Source organism: Halomonas sp. 328, assembly GCF_015645095.1.
Lineage (GTDB): Bacteria > Pseudomonadota > Gammaproteobacteria > Pseudomonadales > Halomonadaceae > Bisbaumannia.
Map to the genome: position 1 here is coordinate 83382 of NZ_JADOTW010000002.1, position 15729 is coordinate 99110.

Here is a 15729-nt window from a genome sequence, read left to right on the forward strand (position 1 = left end):
TGGCTTGACGAAACGCCGCCCTCCGGGGCGGCGTTTTCGTGTCTGGGCGTTTGATGCCCATCAAGGCGCCGGCTGGCCGGTTGCTCCATACTCTGCGAGTAACCAAGGAGACGTCTCATGCTGCAACCCCTGGAGGTGGCTCAGGTCTTTCGAGCCTGTCCCGAGTCACGGTTCGCGTTTCACTCCACCGCGGAGCTTGACTCCCTGGACCCCTTGAGCGGCCATCGCCGCGCCAGCGAGGCCCTGGATTTCGGTGCGGCCATGCGTCCGCGAGGGTTCAATCTCTTCGTGCTGGGCGAGGCGGAGCACCTGGCTCGCCAGCTGGTGCTGCCCTATCTTCAGGCCCGCTCGGCCCGAGGCGAGGTGCCATCGGACTGTTGCTACCTGCACAATTTCGACGACCCCTCCACGCCTCGCCAGCTCCGTTTGCCGGCGGGCATGGGGCGGGTCTTGCGGGGCGATATCGAACAGCTGGTGGAGGAGTTGCGGGTAGCGATACCGGCCATCTTCGACAGCGACGAGTACCAGAATCGCCTGCAGGAGCTGAAGCAGGCGATGAGCGAGCGCCAGCGTGACCTGATCGAGACGGTGCGCCGCGAGGCCAGGGAGCACGATATCGTGCTGCTCTCCACCCCCAATGGCTTCAGCCTCGCTCCCGCCGAGGGGGAAGGCATGATGAGTCCCGAGGCCTACGAGAAGCTGCCCAAGGAGGATCGGGAGCGTCTCGAGGGCACGGTGGAGATCCTTCAGCGCAAGCTGCAGCAGGCGATCCGCCAGATGCCGCGCCTGGCCCACGAGCTGCGCCAGCAGACCCAGACCCTGAATGAGGAGATGCTGCAGTCGGTGATCGCCGCCCCCCTGGAAGAGCTGGAGGCGCGCTATCGGGAGCAGGAGGGGGTGATCGCGCATTTCTCGGCGATGCGCGAGGCGTTGTTGCTGCATCTGGAAGTCTTCCTGGAGGAGGACCCGGAGATTCCCCCGGAGGCGATCTTCAGTCGCTGCCAGCTCAACCTGCTGGTCGACAACGGCCCCTGCGAAGGGGCACCGGTGGTGCAGGTGGACCTGCCCAGTCACCAGCACCTGGTGGGCCGCATCGAACATCATGTGCATCAGGGCACCCTGCTGACCGACTTCTCCTTGATACGGGCCGGTGCCTTGCACCGGGCCAATGGCGGTTACCTGGTGCTGGATGCCCGGGCCCTGCTGCAGCAGCCGGGGGCCTGGGACACCCTCAAGCGGGCGCTGCGTGCCGGCGAGATTCGTACCGAGTCCCTGGAGCAGGCCTATGGCCTGATCAGCACCGTGACCCTGGAGCCGGAACCGATTCCGCTGGAGGTCAAGGTGGTGCTGTGTGGCGAACGCCAGTTTTACTACCTGCTCAGCGAACACGACCCGGAGTTCCTGGAGCTGTTCAAGGTGCAGGCGGATCTCGACGACGAGCTGCCTTGGGACGACGCCTTCCTCGAGGAGTATGCCCGGCTGATCGCCACCCTGGCGGGGGAGGTCGGCTTGGCGCCCCTGGCGCCTTCGGGAGTGGCGGCGGTGATCGAGCGGGCCGCGCGCCTGGCCGGCGACCAGCAGCGCCTGATGGCCCAGGCCCGTCCCCTCAAGGATCTGCTGGCCGAGGCCGCCCACTGGGCCGGCGAGGCGACCTTGATCACCCGTGGCCATGTGGAGCAGGCGGTGGTGCAGCAGCGGCGACGCGCCGGGCGTGTCCATGAGCTGAGCCAGGAGCGTATCCAGCGCGGTACCGTGATGATCGCCACCGACGGCGAGGTGGTCGGCCAGGTCAATGGCCTGTCGGTGCTGCAGCTGGGGGGCTTCGCCTTCGGTCAGCCCAGCCGCATCACCGCCACGGCGCGTCCCGGGGCGGGGCAGGTGGTGGATATCGAGCGGGAGGCGAAGCTCGGCGGGCGCCTCCATACCAAGGCGGTGATGATCCTCTCCCGCTGGCTGGCGCATCGCTATGCGCCCCAAGGGGCACTATCGCTCTCGGCGAGCCTCGCCTTCGAGCAGTCCTATGGCGGTATCGAGGGCGACAGTGCCTCGGTGGCCGAGGCCTGCGTGCTGGTCTCGGCGATCGCCGACGTGCCCCTCAGGCAGTCCCTGGCCGTCACCGGGTCCATCAACCAGCATGGTGAGGTGCAGGCGGTGGGGGGCGTCAACGAGAAGGTCGAAGGCTTCTTCGCGGTATGCCGGGAGGCGGGCCTGGCGGGGCAGGGAGTGATCCTGCCGGCGGCCAATGTGCCCCACCTGATGCTCGATGCCGAGGTGCGTGAGGCGATGGCCGAGGGGCGCTTCTTCCTCTATGCCATCACCCACCTGGACGAGGCCCTGGCGCTGCTGACCGGTCTCGATCCCGGGGAGGCCGACGCCGAGGGCGCCTTTCCGGAGGCGAGCCTCAATGCCCGGGTGGTGGCGCGGCTCGACGCCTTCCATCAGGCCCTGAAGCGCCAGGGCAAGGCGAATGGCGATAGCGAGGGGTCCGGCAAGGAGGCGAACGGTCATGACGGCTGAGGTTCCCTTGAGGGTATTGGCCCTACTCGATGCCTCGCCAGCCAGCGTCGCCGCCTTGCCGGCGGCGGTGGCCCTGGCCGCCAGCCGCGAGGCGGAACTGCTGGCCCTTTATGTGGAGGAGCCGGAGCTGGCCCAGTGCGCGGCCCTGCCCTTCACCCGCGAGGTGGGAGCTCGCTCCGGGGCGATTCGCGGCTTCACGCCGGCAGACATGGCCCTGGGCCAGGCCTGTCGGTTGGCGAGGATCCAGGCGGCCCTGCGGCAATCCCTGGCGGGGCAGGCGCTGCCCCACTCCCTGGCGGTGGGGCAGGGGGCGGTGGTGGCGGAGGTGCAACGCCTGGCCCGGGCCGCCGATCTGCTGGTCCTGGGGCGGGCCGGGCTGTCGGCCCGCTGGGGGCGCCCCCTGGGCTCCACCTGTCGACGCCTGCTGCTGGAGGCGCCCTGCGCGGTACTGATCTGGAACGACGCCCCGGTCATGGCGCCGGGGGCCTTGCGGACCCTGGGGGAGCCGGCGCCGAGCGAGCTGCTCGACTGGCTGACGGCCGGGCCACTCTTCGATCGCGTCGAGAGGCTGGCCCCGGTCTCGGCCAGGGAATTGGCCCGGCGGCTGGCCGGGGAGCGGCGGGGGGGGCTGCTGCTGCGGCGTGGGCAGCTGACTGCCTTGCTGGCGGAAGAGCCCGACTGGCTAGGCCCGCTGCATCTCCCGCTCCTGGTGATCCCCTGAGTCAGGCGTCCCGATAACGGTAGACCCGCAGGCTGGGCAGGAAGGGCTCGCTCTCCAGGCGGGCATCACTGCGCAGGGCCCGGGTGCGGGCGGCCGGCGGAGCCTCGGGGGGCGTATTGTGATCGGGCAGGCGGCCATCCGGGCTCGGTACGAAGAGCGGCAGGGCCACGTTCATGGCCCGTCGGCATCGGCCATCCGGCAGCGGCTCGCGATAGAAGAGGTTGGCCCGCATCAGCGGCGCCTGCTCCTGGACCTGGGCCAGGGGCTCAGCGTCGGGGAGGCCGGCCAGGTGGCGCCGTTGGATCCGCACATGGGGCGCCTCCTGGTCGAGGCCGAGCAGCAAGGCCTCCGCCTCGCGCACCGTCAGTCGCTTGATGGAGCGGCCGCTGCGATACCAGGCCAGGCGCACCCGGGCCAGGGGGGCCTCGGCCAGCGGGATGGCTCGCCAGCACTGCTTCAGGTGCAGTCGCGCCAGGCCCTGGCCACGCAGGTGGTCATGCAGGGCCGGATGGCGGAAGGGCAGCACCGCCTTGAGTTCGGGGATCAGACCCGCGGCCTCGGCGCGGATCTGGCGCAGCAGGGCGGCGAAGGTCGCCTTGGCGGCATTAGCCTCCCGGACGGCACTCATCAGCGCCGCATCGGCGGCCACCAGGCCCACATAGCTGCGGGTGGCGCGCCCATCCTGGCCATCCTGATACCAGAAGTCGAGCAGGGCGCGACGCAGCCAGTCGGCATCGGCCTGGGGGGCGGCCCCTTCCGTGCCCATGACCCAGGCCGCGCGGGGCGCCTGGGCGTAGACCGACACCAGCGCCTCGAGGCGATCGATCAGTTGATCGAAGGCCGCCTCGAGTTCGGCCAGCAACCGATACTCGGGGGCCATCAGGGCGTCAGGCCGGCGTCACGCTCGGCGCGCAGCACCATCTCGTCGATTTCGGTCTCGTCCATGGCGGGCTCGCCGGCGATGCGATGGCTGCCGTCGGCCCAGGCGCCCAGATCGATCAGCTTGCAGCGCTCGCTGCAGAAGGGGCGATAGGCATTGGCCTCGACCCAGGCCACGGCCTTGTGGCAGGTGGGGCAGGGCACTTCCAGGGGGGCGGTCTGACTCATGGGAATACTCCGGTCTTGCGAATGGCGGCTTAGGCTCTGTACGAAAACGGTCTGCGCTCGCCGACTTTTCGTACAAAACCTAGCGAGACGTCTCGGCCAGCCGGCGGTAGCGGCGATCCAGGGCCTCGACCTGGCCTGCCAGGGCCGCCTCGTCACCGCTATTGTCGATGATATCGTCGGCCCGTGCCAGGCGTGCCTGGCGGTCCAGCTGGGCGGCGACGATGGCCCTGGCCTGGCGCTCGTCCACGCCATCGCGACTGGCGGTGCGGCGGAGCTGCTCCGCCTCCGGCACGTCGATCACCAGGCAGCGATCCACCAGGGCCGCCTGCCCTGACTCGAAGAGCAGCGGCGAGACCAGCAGGTGGTAGGGGGCGGGGCCGGCGGCCATCTCGGCCAGGCGCGCCTCCAGGCGCTCACGAATGCGCGGATGGGTCTGGGCCTCCAGCCAGCGCCGCTCCTCGGGGTCGGCGAAGACGATCTCGCGCAGGGCCCGGCGATTCAGGCCGCCGGCCTCGTCCAGTACCCGCTCGCCGTAGCGCTCGGCGATGGCGGCCAGGGCGGGCTCGCCGGGCGCCACCACCTCTCGGGCGATATCGTCGGCATCCACCCAGGGGATGCCGAGTTCGGCGAAGGCGCGGGCCACGGTGGACTTGCCGGAGGCGATGCCGCCGGTGACGCCGATGGTCAGGCTCATGGGGCTCTCCTTAGGGGCGCTTGATTAGGGGCGCTTGATGGCCCGGCAAGTTATAGCCCGGTCAGGCCCTGATAGAAGGCCAGCAGGGGGGCGCCGAACAGCAGGGTCACCCAGCCGGCCAGGGCCAGGAAGGGGCCGAAGGGCAGGGGGGCACCGCGCAGCCGCGGCAGGGCCAGTTGCACGGCGATGCCGATGATGGCCCCGATGCCGGCGGAGAGGATCAGCAGCAGCGGCAGGAACTGCCAGCCCAGCCAGGCCCCCAGTGCCGCCAGCAGCTTGAAGTCGCCATAGCCCATGCCCTCCTTGCCGGTGATCAGCTTGAACAGCCAGTAGAAGCTCCACAGCGACAGGTAGCCGGCCATGGCGCCGATCACCGCGCTGGAGAGCATCAAGGGCTGGAACAGCAATTGATAGAGCAGCCCCGCCCAGAGCAGGGGCAGGGTGATCACGTCCGGGAGCAGTTGGGTGCGGAAGTCGATCGCCGCCAGGGCCAGCAGGGCCAGGCAGGCGCCGAGCACGAACAGGGCCGCCAGGTCTGCGCCGTGCAGGACCACCACCGCCAGGGCCAGGGCCCCGCCGGCCAGCTCCACCAGCGGGTACTGGGGGCTGATGCGCATGCCGCAGTCGGCACAGCGCCCGCGGCGCTTCAGGTAACCCAGCAGGGGGATATTGTCATGCCAGGCGATGCCCGCCCCGCAGCCGGGGCAGCGGGAGGCGGGCCGGGCCAGGCCGATTCGCTCGTCCTCCTCCGGTTCCAGCTCCAGGGCCTCCCGGGCCTCGGCCCGCCAGCCCTGCATCAGCATCACCGGCAGGCGCGCGACCACCACATTGAGGAAGCTGCCCAGGCAGAGCCCCAGCACCGCCGCCAGGGGCCACAATACGCTGGGGGGAAGCTCGGCGAGCATGGCGGGGCGCCTCCTGGTTCAGGGGAAAATCAGAGGGTGAAGTCGGGCAGGCGGCGCTCGACCTTGGCCAGCTTCAGCTTGGCCACCTTGGGCAGGCCGTTCTCGAAGGGCGGGAAGTCTTCACCCTGGATCAGCGGCGACAGGTAGCGGCGGCATGCCTCGGTGATACCGAAGCCATCCTCGCGAATGAACTCCTTGGGCATGAACTTCTCGCGGTTGGCGATCTCGGCCAGGGGCGCGGCCTCGATGGCCCACTCATAGGGGCTGTCGGAGACGCGCTTGATGGCCGGCATCATGGCGTTCTTGCCGGCCAGGGCCAGCTCGACGGCATGCTTGCCCACCGCATAGGCCTGATCCACGTCGGTCTTGGAGGCCAGGTGACGGGCGGCCCGCTGCAGGTAGTCGGCCACGGCCCAGTGGTACTTGTAGCCCAGGTCCTGCTTGATCATGCCGGCGAGCGTCGGCGCCACGCCGCCCAGCTGGCGGTGACCGAAGGCGTCGGTGTTGCCGGAGTCGGCGAGGAAGGTGCCGTCGCCGTAGTGGGCGCCCTCGGAGACCACGATCACGCAGTAGCCGTACTTGTGCACCGCCTCGTCGACCCGGGCCATCACCGCCTCCCGGTCGAAGGCCACCTCGGGGAAGATCACCAGGTGGGGCGGTTCGCCCTCGCCGTTGCCGGCCAGGGCGCCGGCAGCGGCGATCCAGCCGGCGTGGCGCCCCATCACCTCGAGGACGAACACCTTGGTGGAGGTGGCGCACATGGAGGCGATATCCAGGGCCGCCTCCCGGGTGGAGGTGGCGATGTACTTGGCCACGCTGCCGAAGCCGGGGGAGTTGTCGGTGATCGGCAGGTCGTTGTCCACGGTCTTGGGCACGTGGATGGCGGTCAGCGGGTAGCCGAGTTTCTCGGAAAGCTGGGAGACCTTGAGGCAGGTGTCGGCGCTGTCGCCGCCGCCGTTATAGAAGAAGTAGCGGATATCGTGGGCCTTGAAGACCTCGATCAGGCGCTCGTACTGGGCGCGGTGGGTCTCGATATCCTTGAGCTTGTAGCGGCAGGAGCCGAAGGCGCCGCCGGGGGTATGGCGCAGCGCCGCGATGGCCTCGTCGGACTCCTGGGACACGTCGATCAGGTCCTCGGTGAGGGCGCCGATGATGCCGTTGTGTCCGGCGTAGACCTTGCCGATGCGGTCGTCGTGGCGGCGGCAGGCCTCGATCACGCCACAGGCGCTGGCGTTGATAACGGCGGTGACGCCACCGGACTGGGCATAGAAGGCATTGTGCGTGGCCATGGGGGCAGCTTCGCTCCTGGGGGCTGATCGTCATAAGGGGGTAAAGTCGGGGGCCTATCTTAGTCGAAAGTGGCGTTGGCTGCATCCGCAGACTGGGTCGGCGGAGGGCGACTGCAGCCAGCATGCTCAGTGCATAAGGGCTCGGGGCTACCCTGGGGATAGGCCGTCGCGGGGCGCTGTGACCCCCTCCCTGGGCGCTACTTTTGCCATCCCTGGCAAAAAACCCCCGCTCCGACCTGTCCCCAGCGCCCCTCGGCCATTGACGTGCGGGGTCGACTGCCTCGCTGGTGGCGATTTCGGGCCCATGCTAGTCTCCCGCCATCGTCAAGGAGGCTCGGGATGCATCTGCATATCATCGGAATCTGTGGCACCTTCATGGGCAGTCTGGCCCTGCTGGCGCGAGAGCTGGGACATGACGTCAGCGGTTCCGACGCCAACGTCTACCCGCCCATGAGCACCCAGCTCGCGGCGGCGGGAATCACCCTGCAGGAGGGCTACGCGGAAGAGAATCTCACGCCGGCGCCGGACCTGGTGGTGATCGGCAACGCCCTGTCCCGGGGCAACCCGGAGGTGGAGGCGGTGCTGAATGCCAGCCTGCCCTATGTCTCCGGCCCCCAGTGGCTGGCCGAGCATGTCCTGCCCGGGCGTCGGGTGATCGCCGTGGCGGGCACTCACGGCAAGACCACCACTGCGAGCCTGACCGCCTGGCTGCTGGAGAGCGCCGGTCTCTCCCCGGGGTTCCTGATCGGCGGCGTGCCACGCAACTTCGGCGTCTCGGCGCGACTCGGCGCCCCAGGCGCACCCTTCGTGGTCGAGGCCGACGAATACGATACCGCCTTCTTCGACAAGCGCTCCAAGTTCGTTCACTACCGTCCCGCGATCGCCGTGCTGGGCAACCTGGAGTATGACCACGCGGATATCTTCCCCGACCTGGCCGCCATCGAGCGGCAGTTCCACCACCTGGTGCGTACCGTCCCCGGCAAGGGGCGGCTGCTGGTGGCCGATAACGCCCCGGCCCTGGCGCGGGTGCTGGCGATGGGGAGCTGGAGCCCGGTGGTGCGCTTCGGTGCCGAGGCGGCCAGCGACTGGCGGCTGGTGCTCGAGCATCCGGATGCCAGCCGCTTCCGGGTGATTCATGGCGAGGAAGATGCCGTGGTGGAGTGGTCGCTGACGGGCGAGTACAACGCCCGCAATGCCCTGGCGGCGTTGGCCGCGGCCCACGAGTGCGGCCTGGACCTGGCCCGCGGCGCGGCGGCCCTGTCGCGCTTCGAGACCCCGCGGCGGCGCCAGGAACTGCGCGGCGAGGTGGGCGGTATCCGGGTGATCGATGATTTCGCCCATCACCCCACCGCCATCGCCGCCACCCTGGGCGGGCTCAGGGCCGCCGGCGGCGAGGGACGCCTGCTGGCGGTGATCGAGCCGCGCTCCAATACCATGCGCCTGGGCAGCCTCCGGGCCCGCCTCGGCGACAGCGTTGCCGAGGCCGATGCGGTCTGGTGGTACCAGCCGGCGGGGCTCGACTGGTCGCTGGACGAAGTCGTGGCCGCCAGCCCGGTGCCGGCGCGCATCGAGGCGGAGATCGAGACCCTGGTCCGTGCCCTGGTGGCCGAGGCGCGTCCCGGCGATCGCATCGTGGTGATGTCCAACGGCGGCTTCGGCGGCATTCACGACAAGCTGCTGGCCGCCCTGGAGGTGGCCCATGGTTGAGCCTGCTTTCGGTCCGCCGGTCACCGTGGCCCTGACCGGCGCCTCCGGTGCCCAGTATGGCCTGCGCCTGATCGAGGCCCTGGTGGCGGCCAATCGCGAGGTCTGGGTGATGATTTCCAAGGCCGCTCACCTGGTGATCAGCACCGAGACCGAGGTCCGGTTGCCGGCTCAGCCCGAGCGCCTGGCCGAGGCGCTGAGCGAGCGGTCGGGCGCCGCTTCCGGGCAGATCCGCTGCTTCGCCCGGGAGGACTGGATGGCGCCGGTCGCCTCCGGTTCCGGGGCGCCCTCGGCGATGGTGATCTGCCCCTGCTCCACGGGCACCCTCTCGGCGGTGGCCACGGGGGCCAGCAATAATCTGATCGAGCGCGCCGCCGACGTGGCCCTCAAGGAGCGTCGCCAGTTGATCCTGGTGCCCCGGGAGGCACCGCTCTCGGCGATCCATCTCGAACATATGCTCGGCCTGACCCGCCTGGGGGCGGTGATCCTGCCGGCGGCACCGGGCTTTTACCACCAGCCCAGGACGGTGGAAGACCTGATCGACTTCATCGTGGCGCGGATCCTCAACCAGCTGGGCATCGAGCACCGGCTCATGCCCCGCTGGGGGGACCCGGCGTCGCCGTGAGCCCGGTGCCAGGGAGTGGAATCTGGAAGCGCCGGGCAGCGACCGCGGGGTTCGGCCGGGTTAATTTGACAGGGAGGTGGCGATGATCGGTCTAACTCAGCTGTCGGTGTTCGTGCCGACGTTCTTTTTCGTGTCGTTGACCCCGGGGCTGTGCATGACCCTGGCCATGGTGCTGGGCATGACCCAGGGGGTCAAACGCACCCTGTGGATGATGGCCGGCGAGCTGCTGGGGGTGGGGCTGGTGGCGGTCGCCGCCGGCGCCGGGGTGGCGACCCTGATGCTGCGCTATCCCGAGGCCTTCGCTCTCTTCAAGTGGCTGGGTGGCGCCTACCTGGCCTATCTGGGCATGCAGCTATGGCGCTCCCGGGGGCGGATGGCGATTCCCACCGGTGAGGTGTCGGCTCCGCGGGCCTCGCGCCGCCAGCTCTTCGCCCAGGGGCTGGTCACCGCCGTGGCCAACCCCAAGGGCTGGGCCTTCTTCGTCGCCCTGCTGCCCCCCTTCCTGGATGCCGGGCGCCCCCTGGGGCCGCAGCTGGCGGTGCTGGTGGCGATGATCCTGGCCATCGAGTTCGCCTGCCTGCTGCTCTATGCCAGCGGCGGGCGCGGCGCCCGGCGCCTGCTGGGCGAGCGCGGCAAGGTGCGTCTGCTCAACCGCCTGGCCGGGGTGCTGATGATCGGCGTGGGTGCCTGGCTGGCACTGGGCTAAGCCGGCTCCCGGACTGCGTCCGTAGCTTTAAGCCATAAGCTGGAAGCTAGAAGAAAACCCTTGACCCCGGAGGTGGCGGGGACAGGCTGTTTTCCAGCTTCCAGCTTCCAGCTTCCAGCTTACGTGGGCGGCAGCCAGGCCAGCCTGGCTGCCAGCAATACTAGCGAGAGGATCACCAGCGCCGGCCAGGGCGCCGGAGAGAGGGGGCGGTGGGAGAAGCGCTGGTAGCTCAGCCGCACCAGGGCGCAGGCCACCAGCCCCAGCAGGGCGCCGCCCACCAGGTCGCTGGCCCAGTGCACGCCGATGGCCAGCCGTGACAGGGCCATGGGCACGCAGGCGAGGATCGCCAGCCAGTAGAGCCAGGCGCGGTGCCGGGGCGGTAACTCCTGGGCGGCGAAGGCGGCAGCCAGGCCGAACAGCACCACGGCGGTGGAGGTATGGGCGCTGGGGTAGGCCAGGGAACCGCTCAGGTAGTCCGGAGTCTCGGGACGGGCACGGCCGCCCAAGTGCTTGAAGAGGGTGTTGGCGACGGCGATGCCACCCAACCCCAGGGCCAGGTGCAGGAAGGCAGACAGATGCCGGGCCCAGAGCAGCCACAGCAGCCAGGGCAGGGCCAGGGCCAGGATGCCGTAGGCGTCGCCGACCCGGGCCAGCCACTGCCCCGTCTTCTCGAGCCAGGGCCAGTCGAGGGCGGCGAAGAGGGCGTGGATCTCGCTGTCCATGGGCAGGGGGCCACGGGCCTCCAGCACCCAGAGACTCCACAGGCAGAGTGCCACCAGACTGACCATCAGCAGGCTGAGGGAGGCCAGGGGGACTTCGCCACGGGGATGCGGGGCGCGCATCAGTTGCCAGAGCCGCCGCCGGCCGCTGCTGCCCCGGGCCAGGCGGGCGAGCCCCCGATAGAGGCGCCCCTCCCGGGCCAGTTGATGGCGCAGCCAGCTGAAGCCGAGCGCTGCCCCCGCCACGATGATGGCCAGCCACAGCAGCCACTGCTGGGTCCCGGGGGGAATCATCAGCAGTTGTTGCCAGGTACGCCCGAGCAGATAGCCGGGCAGCACATAGGCCGGGGCCCAGAGCAGGGCCGAGACCAGGTTGGCCCAGGCGAAGGCCCAGGGCGACATATGCAGGATGCCGGCGATCAGCGGCACGACGGGGCGCACCGGCCCGACGAAGCGCGCGAAGACCACCGACAGGGCGCCATAGCGCTGGAAGAAGCGCGCGCCTCGGGCCAGCCACTCCGGGTGGCGATTGAAGGGCCACAGGCGCGGCACCCGTTCACGTTGGGTATAGCCCAGGGCGAAGCTCAAGGCGTCACCGATCACCGCGCCGATGAAGGCGGCCAGCAATATCCAGGGCGCCGGCAACGCCATATGGCCGGCCAGGGAGGCGGCGGCGGTGATCAGCACCACCCCGGGAACGATCAGGCCCACCAGGGCCAGGCTCTCCAGCAGGGCGATGGTGCCGATGATCAGCAGCAGAAGCCCGGGGGAGGGGGTGAGTTGGTAGAGCCAGTCGGCAAGGTTCAAGTGGTCGACTCCATCAGCAGATGCGCCTTGAGCTCCAGGCGTTGCTCGAAGGTGGCCAGGCTCTCCGTGTCGTGGGGGGCACACAGGGCCATTCGCAGGGAGAGGCCCGCCCCGTCGGGCAGGGTGATCCGCTCCAGGGCATCCAGCAGGCGCTGGCGCACCATCAGGGCGCCATTCTGGCCGGTATCCGGCAGCAGCAGCCAGAACAGGGAATCGCTCAGGCGACCCAACTGATCCGGGGCGCGGCAGCTATGTTGCGTGACCTCGGTAAAGCGTTGCAAGCACTCCCGGCGAGTCAGGCCGCCGAAGGCGTCCCCCGGGTTATCCAGCTGCGGCAGGTGGATGACCAGGACGCTGAGGCGATGATCGAGTCGCCGGGCGCGGTAGAACTCCTGGGCCAGGCATTCGCGAATGGCGCTGGCACGTAGCGCCTCGCATTCGTCATCGTGGGGACGCGTGGCCTCCAGCAACTCACGCTGGCGGGCCTGCTCGCCGCCGGCCAGGGCGCCCAGCAGGGTCAGCACCAGATAGGCCATGGCCAGGTCGCCGGCCTGCTCCGGGTTGACCAGCAGCACCAGCCACAGGCCACCCAGCAGGACATTGAGCAGGATGGCCGAGGCCGGCGGCAACACCAGGAAGGCCAGTACCGGTGGCAGGCCGAGCCACAGGCCGGCGCCCCCCTCCAGCTTGGCGACCTCCACGGCGATCAGCAGGTAGGCGCTGATCAGCACCAGATAGGCCGAGAGGTAACGCTGGGGGTGGTGGCTCAGGCGCAACAGGGTAGCGCCCACCAGCAGCAGGCTGAGCAGCGCTGGCAGGGGGATCAGGCCATAGTCCCCCATCAGGTAGTGCCACAGGGCATAACCGGCCATCAGTACCGCGCCGGCGGCATAGACCAGGGCGAAGAGGCGCGAGGGCCAGAGTTTCTCTTCCTCGGGCAGGAGGCTAGGCATGATCGACGGCCTTCGGTGGGGACAGGATCACCAGCGCCTCGGCCTGGCGTGCCAGGGCGCGTTGCTCCAGGCTCAGGACATGGCGGCCGCCGAGATCGATGGCGCGCGCCTTGAGCGGCCAGGAGAGTGTCTCGAGCAGGGCGTTGCGCCGCCGCTCGCCCTCCCCGGCATCGCGGCTGATCAGCAGGGTGGCCAGGGTGCGTCGGTCGAGCCGATAGACGTTCTCGTCCGGTTCCAGTTGGGCCACCAGCCAGCGTGCCAGGGGCCAGCAGTGGCGGGCCTTGGTATGCAGCAATAGCAGTTCGGCATGGTAATCCTTGCGTTCGCAGCGCAGTCGCTCCCGGTAGAGATCACGCACCAGTTGCGGCCGGGTCCAGAGCCGGGCCCCGGGCAGCAGGCGCTGACGTCGACTGACGCCCTGCCACAGCGGGCGCAGGTAGAGGGCGCGGCCCAGGCCCAGCAGCACCACGGCCCCCAGCAGCAGGCCCACCAGCAGGCCCTGCTCGGGGATCAGGTCCTGCTGGATCCGCCACCAGCTGAGCGCTGCCAGCCCGCCCTGTACCGGTAGCAGCCAGGCGGGCTGGGGCAGCATCACCAGGATCGCCCACAGCCATAGCCAGGCACCGTAGCGGCCGGGGTCGACCCACAGCAGGGCCGCCAGCAGGCTGCCAGGCACCAGTTGCCAGGGCAGCAATGCCGGCCAGCGCAGGCTCTGCTCCTGGAGCAGGCTGGTGGCCAGCAGCCAGAGGCCGCCGAGGCCGAGCAGCACCGTCGCGGTCGTGTCATTGGCCAGGCTCGCCTGCCAGCCAAGCAACAGGGCACCCCCGACCAGGGTGGTGCGGAAGAGTCGGGCTTTGTACTTGCTATCCATGGTGACTTATATTGGTTCCCTGCTTGATGATTATCGATACGTCCCCGGCCCTGCGGGAGATCGTTATCTCGTCCCCTTTTCAGGAGATACCCAAAGGCATGTCACGTCACGCCCCCCAGGTCAACGAAGTCGCGGTGCTCGACGCCGAAATCAACGATGTCGACGCCTACATGACCGAGCTCGGTCAGGCCGCCCGCCAGGCCGCCGCCCGGATGCGCAGCGAAACCACCGGACGCAAGAATGCCGCCCTCGAGGCCATTGCCCGCCACCTCGACGGGGCCCGGGAGCGCCTGCTGGAAGCCAATGCCCGTGACCTGGCCCGGGGGCGCGAGAACGGCCTGGACGCGGCCCTGCTCGATCGCCTGGCCCTCGATGAGGCGCGTCTGGACGCCATGATCGAGGGCCTGCGGCAGGTCGCGGCCCTGCCCGACCCGGTGGGCGAGATCGATGGCCTGCGCGCCCGGCCCAGCGGCATCCAGGTGGGGCAGATGCGGGTGCCCCTGGGGGTGATCGGTATCATCTATGAATCCCGGCCCAACGTCACGGTGGAAGCGGCCAGCCTGTGTCTCAAGTCGGGCAACGCCTGCATCCTGCGCGGTGGTTCCGAGGCCCGTGACAGCAATGCCGCCATCGCCGCCTGCCTGCGCGCCGGCCTGGCCGAGGCCGGCCTGCCGGACGCCGCCGTGCAGGTGGTGGCCACCACGGATCGCGCCGCGGTGGGCCGCTTGATCGCCATGCCGGAGTTCGTCGACGTGATCATTCCCCGCGGCGGCAAGTCGCTGATCGCCCGCATCTCCGCCGAGGCGCGGGTGCCGGTGATCAAGCACCTGGACGGGGTCTGCCACGTCTATGTGGACGCCAGCGCCGATCTCGACAAGGCCCTGGCCATCGCCGTCAATGCCAAGACCCAGCGCTATGGTACCTGCAACACCATGGAAACCCTGCTGCTGGACGCGCCCATCGCCGAGGTCCTGCTGCCCCAACTGGTGACCGCCTATGCCGACCATGGCGTGGAGCTGCGCGGCTGCGAGCGCAGCCGCGCCATCGCCGACCAACTGGTGGCCGCCGAGGAGGCGGACTGGGCCGCCGAGTACCTGGCCCCGGTCCTGGCGATCCGCGTGGTGGATGGCGTCGACGAGGCCATGGCGCATATCGATCGCTACGGTTCCCACCACACCGATGCCATCGTCACCGAGAACTATGGCCTGGCACGGCGCTTCCTCGCCGAGGTCGATTCCAGCTCGGTGATGGTCAATGCGTCTACCCGCTTCGCCGATGGCTTCGAGTATGGCCTGGGCGCGGAGATCGGCATCTCCACCGACAAGCTGCATGCCCGGGGCCCGGTGGGGCTGGAGGGGCTGACCACCCGCAAGTACGTGGTGCTGGGGGATGGCCATATCCGTGGCTGAGGGTGATCCGACCGCCGCCCCGGCGGTGGCCATGCTGGGCGGCACCTTCGATCCGGTGCATCTGGGGCATCTGCGCAGCGCCGTGGAGCTGCGCGAGGTGCTGGGTCTCGATCGCGTGCAGATGATCCCGGCTCATCTGCCCCCCCATCGCGCCGCCCCCGGGGTCTCAAGCCGCGAGCGCCTGGCCATGCTGCGCCTGGGCATCGGCGACACGCCGGGGCTGGTGGCCGACGACCGCGAGCTGCGCCGCGACGGCCCCTCCTATTCGGTGGATACCCTGGCCAGCCTGCGCGCCGAACTCGGCGAGCGGGCTCGGTTGATCATGGCGGTGGGCCACGACGCCTTCCTCAAGCTGGCCGAGTGGCGAGACCCCGAGGGGCTCTTCGCCCAGGCCCATGTGGTGGTGATCGAGCGCCCCGACCACGATGCTCCCTTGCCGCCACCGCTGCGGGCCCTGCTGGCCGGTCGCGAGGTGACCTCCGTCGCGGCCCTGATGGCGGCGTCCCGCGGCCGGCTATTGCGTCTGTCGCTACCGACCCGGCTGGCGATCTCCGCCACCGGCATCCGTCGCCGCCTGGCCGAGGGGCGTTCGGTGCGCTACCTGCTGCCCGAACCGGTACGCCGGCATATTGAATCCCGTGGCCTTTATCGTGGCGATGGCGCTGCTCCCGACGGCGAGACGCGATAGAATGGCGTTTTAGA

Annotated in this window: 15 protein-coding genes; 7 read left to right on the forward strand and 8 right to left on the reverse strand. The window is 69.7% G+C overall.

Annotated elements, in window-relative coordinates; genetic code table 11:
• The first annotated feature begins 117 nt into the window (after nt 1-117).
• Both IHD13_RS01240 and IHD13_RS01245 read left to right on the forward strand, forming a co-directional pair.
• Complete coding sequence (locus tag IHD13_RS01240) at nt 118-2517, forward strand: Lon protease family protein (protein ID WP_195859217.1); 2400 nt, start codon at nt 118-120, stop codon at nt 2515-2517.
• Entirely contained in the window at nt 2507-3238 is a 732-nt protein-coding gene (locus IHD13_RS01245; RefSeq protein WP_195859218.1) for a universal stress protein, read from the forward strand. The genes IHD13_RS01240 and IHD13_RS01245 overlap by 11 nt, the downstream gene beginning before the upstream one ends.
• 1 nt (nt 3239) lies before the next feature.
• Here IHD13_RS01245 and IHD13_RS01250 read toward each other — a convergent pair whose 3' ends face one another.
• The 5 genes from IHD13_RS01250 to IHD13_RS01270 form a co-directional block, all read right to left on the reverse strand.
• Nucleotides 3240-4118 (reverse strand): DNA replication terminus site-binding protein, encoded by an 879-nt coding sequence (locus IHD13_RS01250; RefSeq protein WP_195859219.1) that lies wholly within the window; start codon nt 4116-4118, stop codon nt 3240-3242.
• On the reverse strand, nt 4118-4345 hold the full coding sequence (gene yacG, locus IHD13_RS01255) for a DNA gyrase inhibitor YacG (RefSeq protein WP_195859220.1): 228 nt from the start codon (nt 4343-4345) through the stop codon (nt 4118-4120). The genes IHD13_RS01250 and yacG overlap by 1 nt, the downstream gene beginning before the upstream one ends.
• Nucleotides 4346-4424: 79 nt before the next feature.
• The gene (gene coaE / locus IHD13_RS01260) at nt 4425-5039 is read right to left on the reverse strand and encodes a dephospho-CoA kinase (protein ID WP_195859221.1); all 615 of its coding nucleotides are present in this window, start codon (nt 5037-5039) and stop codon (nt 4425-4427) included.
• 50 nt (nt 5040-5089) lie between these two features.
• Nucleotides 5090-5944 (reverse strand): prepilin peptidase, encoded by an 855-nt coding sequence (locus IHD13_RS01265; protein WP_195859222.1) that lies wholly within the window; start codon nt 5942-5944, stop codon nt 5090-5092.
• A 29-nt stretch (nt 5945-5973) separates the two neighbouring features.
• On the reverse strand, nt 5974-7233 hold the full coding sequence (locus IHD13_RS01270) for a 6-phosphofructokinase (RefSeq protein ID WP_195859223.1): 1260 nt from the start codon (nt 7231-7233) through the stop codon (nt 5974-5976).
• 339 nt (nt 7234-7572) lie between these two features.
• On the opposite strand from IHD13_RS01270, the gene mpl reads away from it, so the two are divergent.
• From mpl to IHD13_RS01285, 3 genes are all read left to right on the forward strand, one after another.
• The gene (gene mpl, locus IHD13_RS01275; protein ID WP_195859224.1) at nt 7573-8940 is read left to right on the forward strand and encodes a UDP-N-acetylmuramate:L-alanyl-gamma-D-glutamyl-meso-diaminopimelate ligase; all 1368 of its coding nucleotides are present in this window, start codon (nt 7573-7575) and stop codon (nt 8938-8940) included.
• Nucleotides 8933-9562 (forward strand): flavin prenyltransferase UbiX, encoded by a 630-nt coding sequence (locus tag IHD13_RS01280; RefSeq protein ID WP_195859225.1) that lies wholly within the window; start codon nt 8933-8935, stop codon nt 9560-9562. The genes mpl and IHD13_RS01280 overlap by 8 nt, the downstream gene beginning before the upstream one ends.
• A gap of 82 nt (nt 9563-9644) precedes the next feature.
• Nucleotides 9645-10268 (forward strand): LysE family translocator, encoded by a 624-nt coding sequence (locus tag IHD13_RS01285; RefSeq protein WP_195859226.1) that lies wholly within the window; start codon nt 9645-9647, stop codon nt 10266-10268.
• 119 nt (nt 10269-10387) lie between these two features.
• Here IHD13_RS01285 and IHD13_RS01290 read toward each other — a convergent pair whose 3' ends face one another.
• The 3 genes from IHD13_RS01290 to IHD13_RS01300 are packed head-to-tail and all read right to left on the reverse strand — an operon-like array spanning nt 10388 to nt 13618.
• Nucleotides 10388-11794 (reverse strand): bifunctional DedA family/phosphatase PAP2 family protein, encoded by a 1407-nt coding sequence (locus IHD13_RS01290; protein ID WP_195859227.1) that lies wholly within the window; start codon nt 11792-11794, stop codon nt 10388-10390.
• Nucleotides 11791-12747 carry a GGDEF domain-containing protein gene (locus IHD13_RS01295; RefSeq protein WP_195859228.1) on the reverse strand — a complete coding sequence of 319 codons (957 nt, stop codon included), beginning with the start codon at nt 12745-12747 and terminating at the stop codon, nt 11791-11793. Before IHD13_RS01295 ends, IHD13_RS01290 begins: the two co-directional genes overlap by 4 nt.
• Nucleotides 12740-13618: a hypothetical protein gene (locus IHD13_RS01300; RefSeq protein ID WP_195859229.1), complete on the reverse strand. Its 879-nt coding sequence runs from the start codon at nt 13616-13618 to the stop codon at nt 12740-12742. Before IHD13_RS01300 ends, IHD13_RS01295 begins: the two co-directional genes overlap by 8 nt.
• A gap of 98 nt (nt 13619-13716) precedes the next feature.
• Here IHD13_RS01300 and IHD13_RS01305 point away from each other — a divergent pair, with 98 nt between their 5' ends.
• Entirely contained in the window at nt 13717-15027 is a 1311-nt protein-coding gene (locus IHD13_RS01305; RefSeq protein WP_195859230.1) for a glutamate-5-semialdehyde dehydrogenase, read from the forward strand.
• Complete coding sequence (gene nadD, locus IHD13_RS01310) at nt 15008-15715, forward strand: nicotinate-nucleotide adenylyltransferase (protein WP_195859231.1); 708 nt, start codon at nt 15008-15010, stop codon at nt 15713-15715. Before IHD13_RS01305 ends, nadD begins: the two co-directional genes overlap by 20 nt.
• The last annotated feature ends 14 nt before the right edge of the window (nt 15716-15729 follow it).

What these genes read in the sequence shown, in the direction of transcription:
- IHD13_RS01250 (WP_195859219.1), bottom strand. Translation starts at nt 4,118, where the DNA reads ATGGCCCCCGAGTATCGGTTGCTGGCCGAACTCGAGGCGGCCTTCGAT.
- IHD13_RS01295 (WP_195859228.1), bottom strand. Translation starts at nt 12,747, where the DNA reads ATGCCTAGCCTCCTGCCCGAGGAAGAGAAACTCTGGCCCTCGCGCCTC.
- IHD13_RS01300 (WP_195859229.1), bottom strand. Translation starts at nt 13,618, where the DNA reads ATGGATAGCAAGTACAAAGCCCGACTCTTCCGCACCACCCTGGTCGGG.
- IHD13_RS01305 (WP_195859230.1), top strand. Translation starts at nt 13,717, where the DNA reads ATGTCACGTCACGCCCCCCAGGTCAACGAAGTCGCGGTGCTCGACGCC.
- IHD13_RS01285 (WP_195859226.1), top strand. Translation starts at nt 9,645, where the DNA reads ATGATCGGTCTAACTCAGCTGTCGGTGTTCGTGCCGACGTTCTTTTTC.
- IHD13_RS01265 (WP_195859222.1), bottom strand. Translation starts at nt 5,944, where the DNA reads ATGCTCGCCGAGCTTCCCCCCAGCGTATTGTGGCCCCTGGCGGCGGTG.
- IHD13_RS01245 (WP_195859218.1), top strand. Translation starts at nt 2,507, where the DNA reads ATGACGGCTGAGGTTCCCTTGAGGGTATTGGCCCTACTCGATGCCTCG.
- coaE (WP_195859221.1), bottom strand. Translation starts at nt 5,039, where the DNA reads ATGAGCCTGACCATCGGCGTCACCGGCGGCATCGCCTCCGGCAAGTCC.
- IHD13_RS01280 (WP_195859225.1), top strand. Translation starts at nt 8,933, where the DNA reads ATGGTTGAGCCTGCTTTCGGTCCGCCGGTCACCGTGGCCCTGACCGGC.
- yacG (WP_195859220.1), bottom strand. Translation starts at nt 4,345, where the DNA reads ATGAGTCAGACCGCCCCCCTGGAAGTGCCCTGCCCCACCTGCCACAAG.
- IHD13_RS01270 (WP_195859223.1), bottom strand. Translation starts at nt 7,233, where the DNA reads ATGGCCACGCACAATGCCTTCTATGCCCAGTCCGGTGGCGTCACCGCC.
- mpl (WP_195859224.1), top strand. Translation starts at nt 7,573, where the DNA reads ATGCATCTGCATATCATCGGAATCTGTGGCACCTTCATGGGCAGTCTG.
- IHD13_RS01240 (WP_195859217.1), top strand. Translation starts at nt 118, where the DNA reads ATGCTGCAACCCCTGGAGGTGGCTCAGGTCTTTCGAGCCTGTCCCGAG.
- nadD (WP_195859231.1), top strand. Translation starts at nt 15,008, where the DNA reads ATGGCCATATCCGTGGCTGAGGGTGATCCGACCGCCGCCCCGGCGGTG.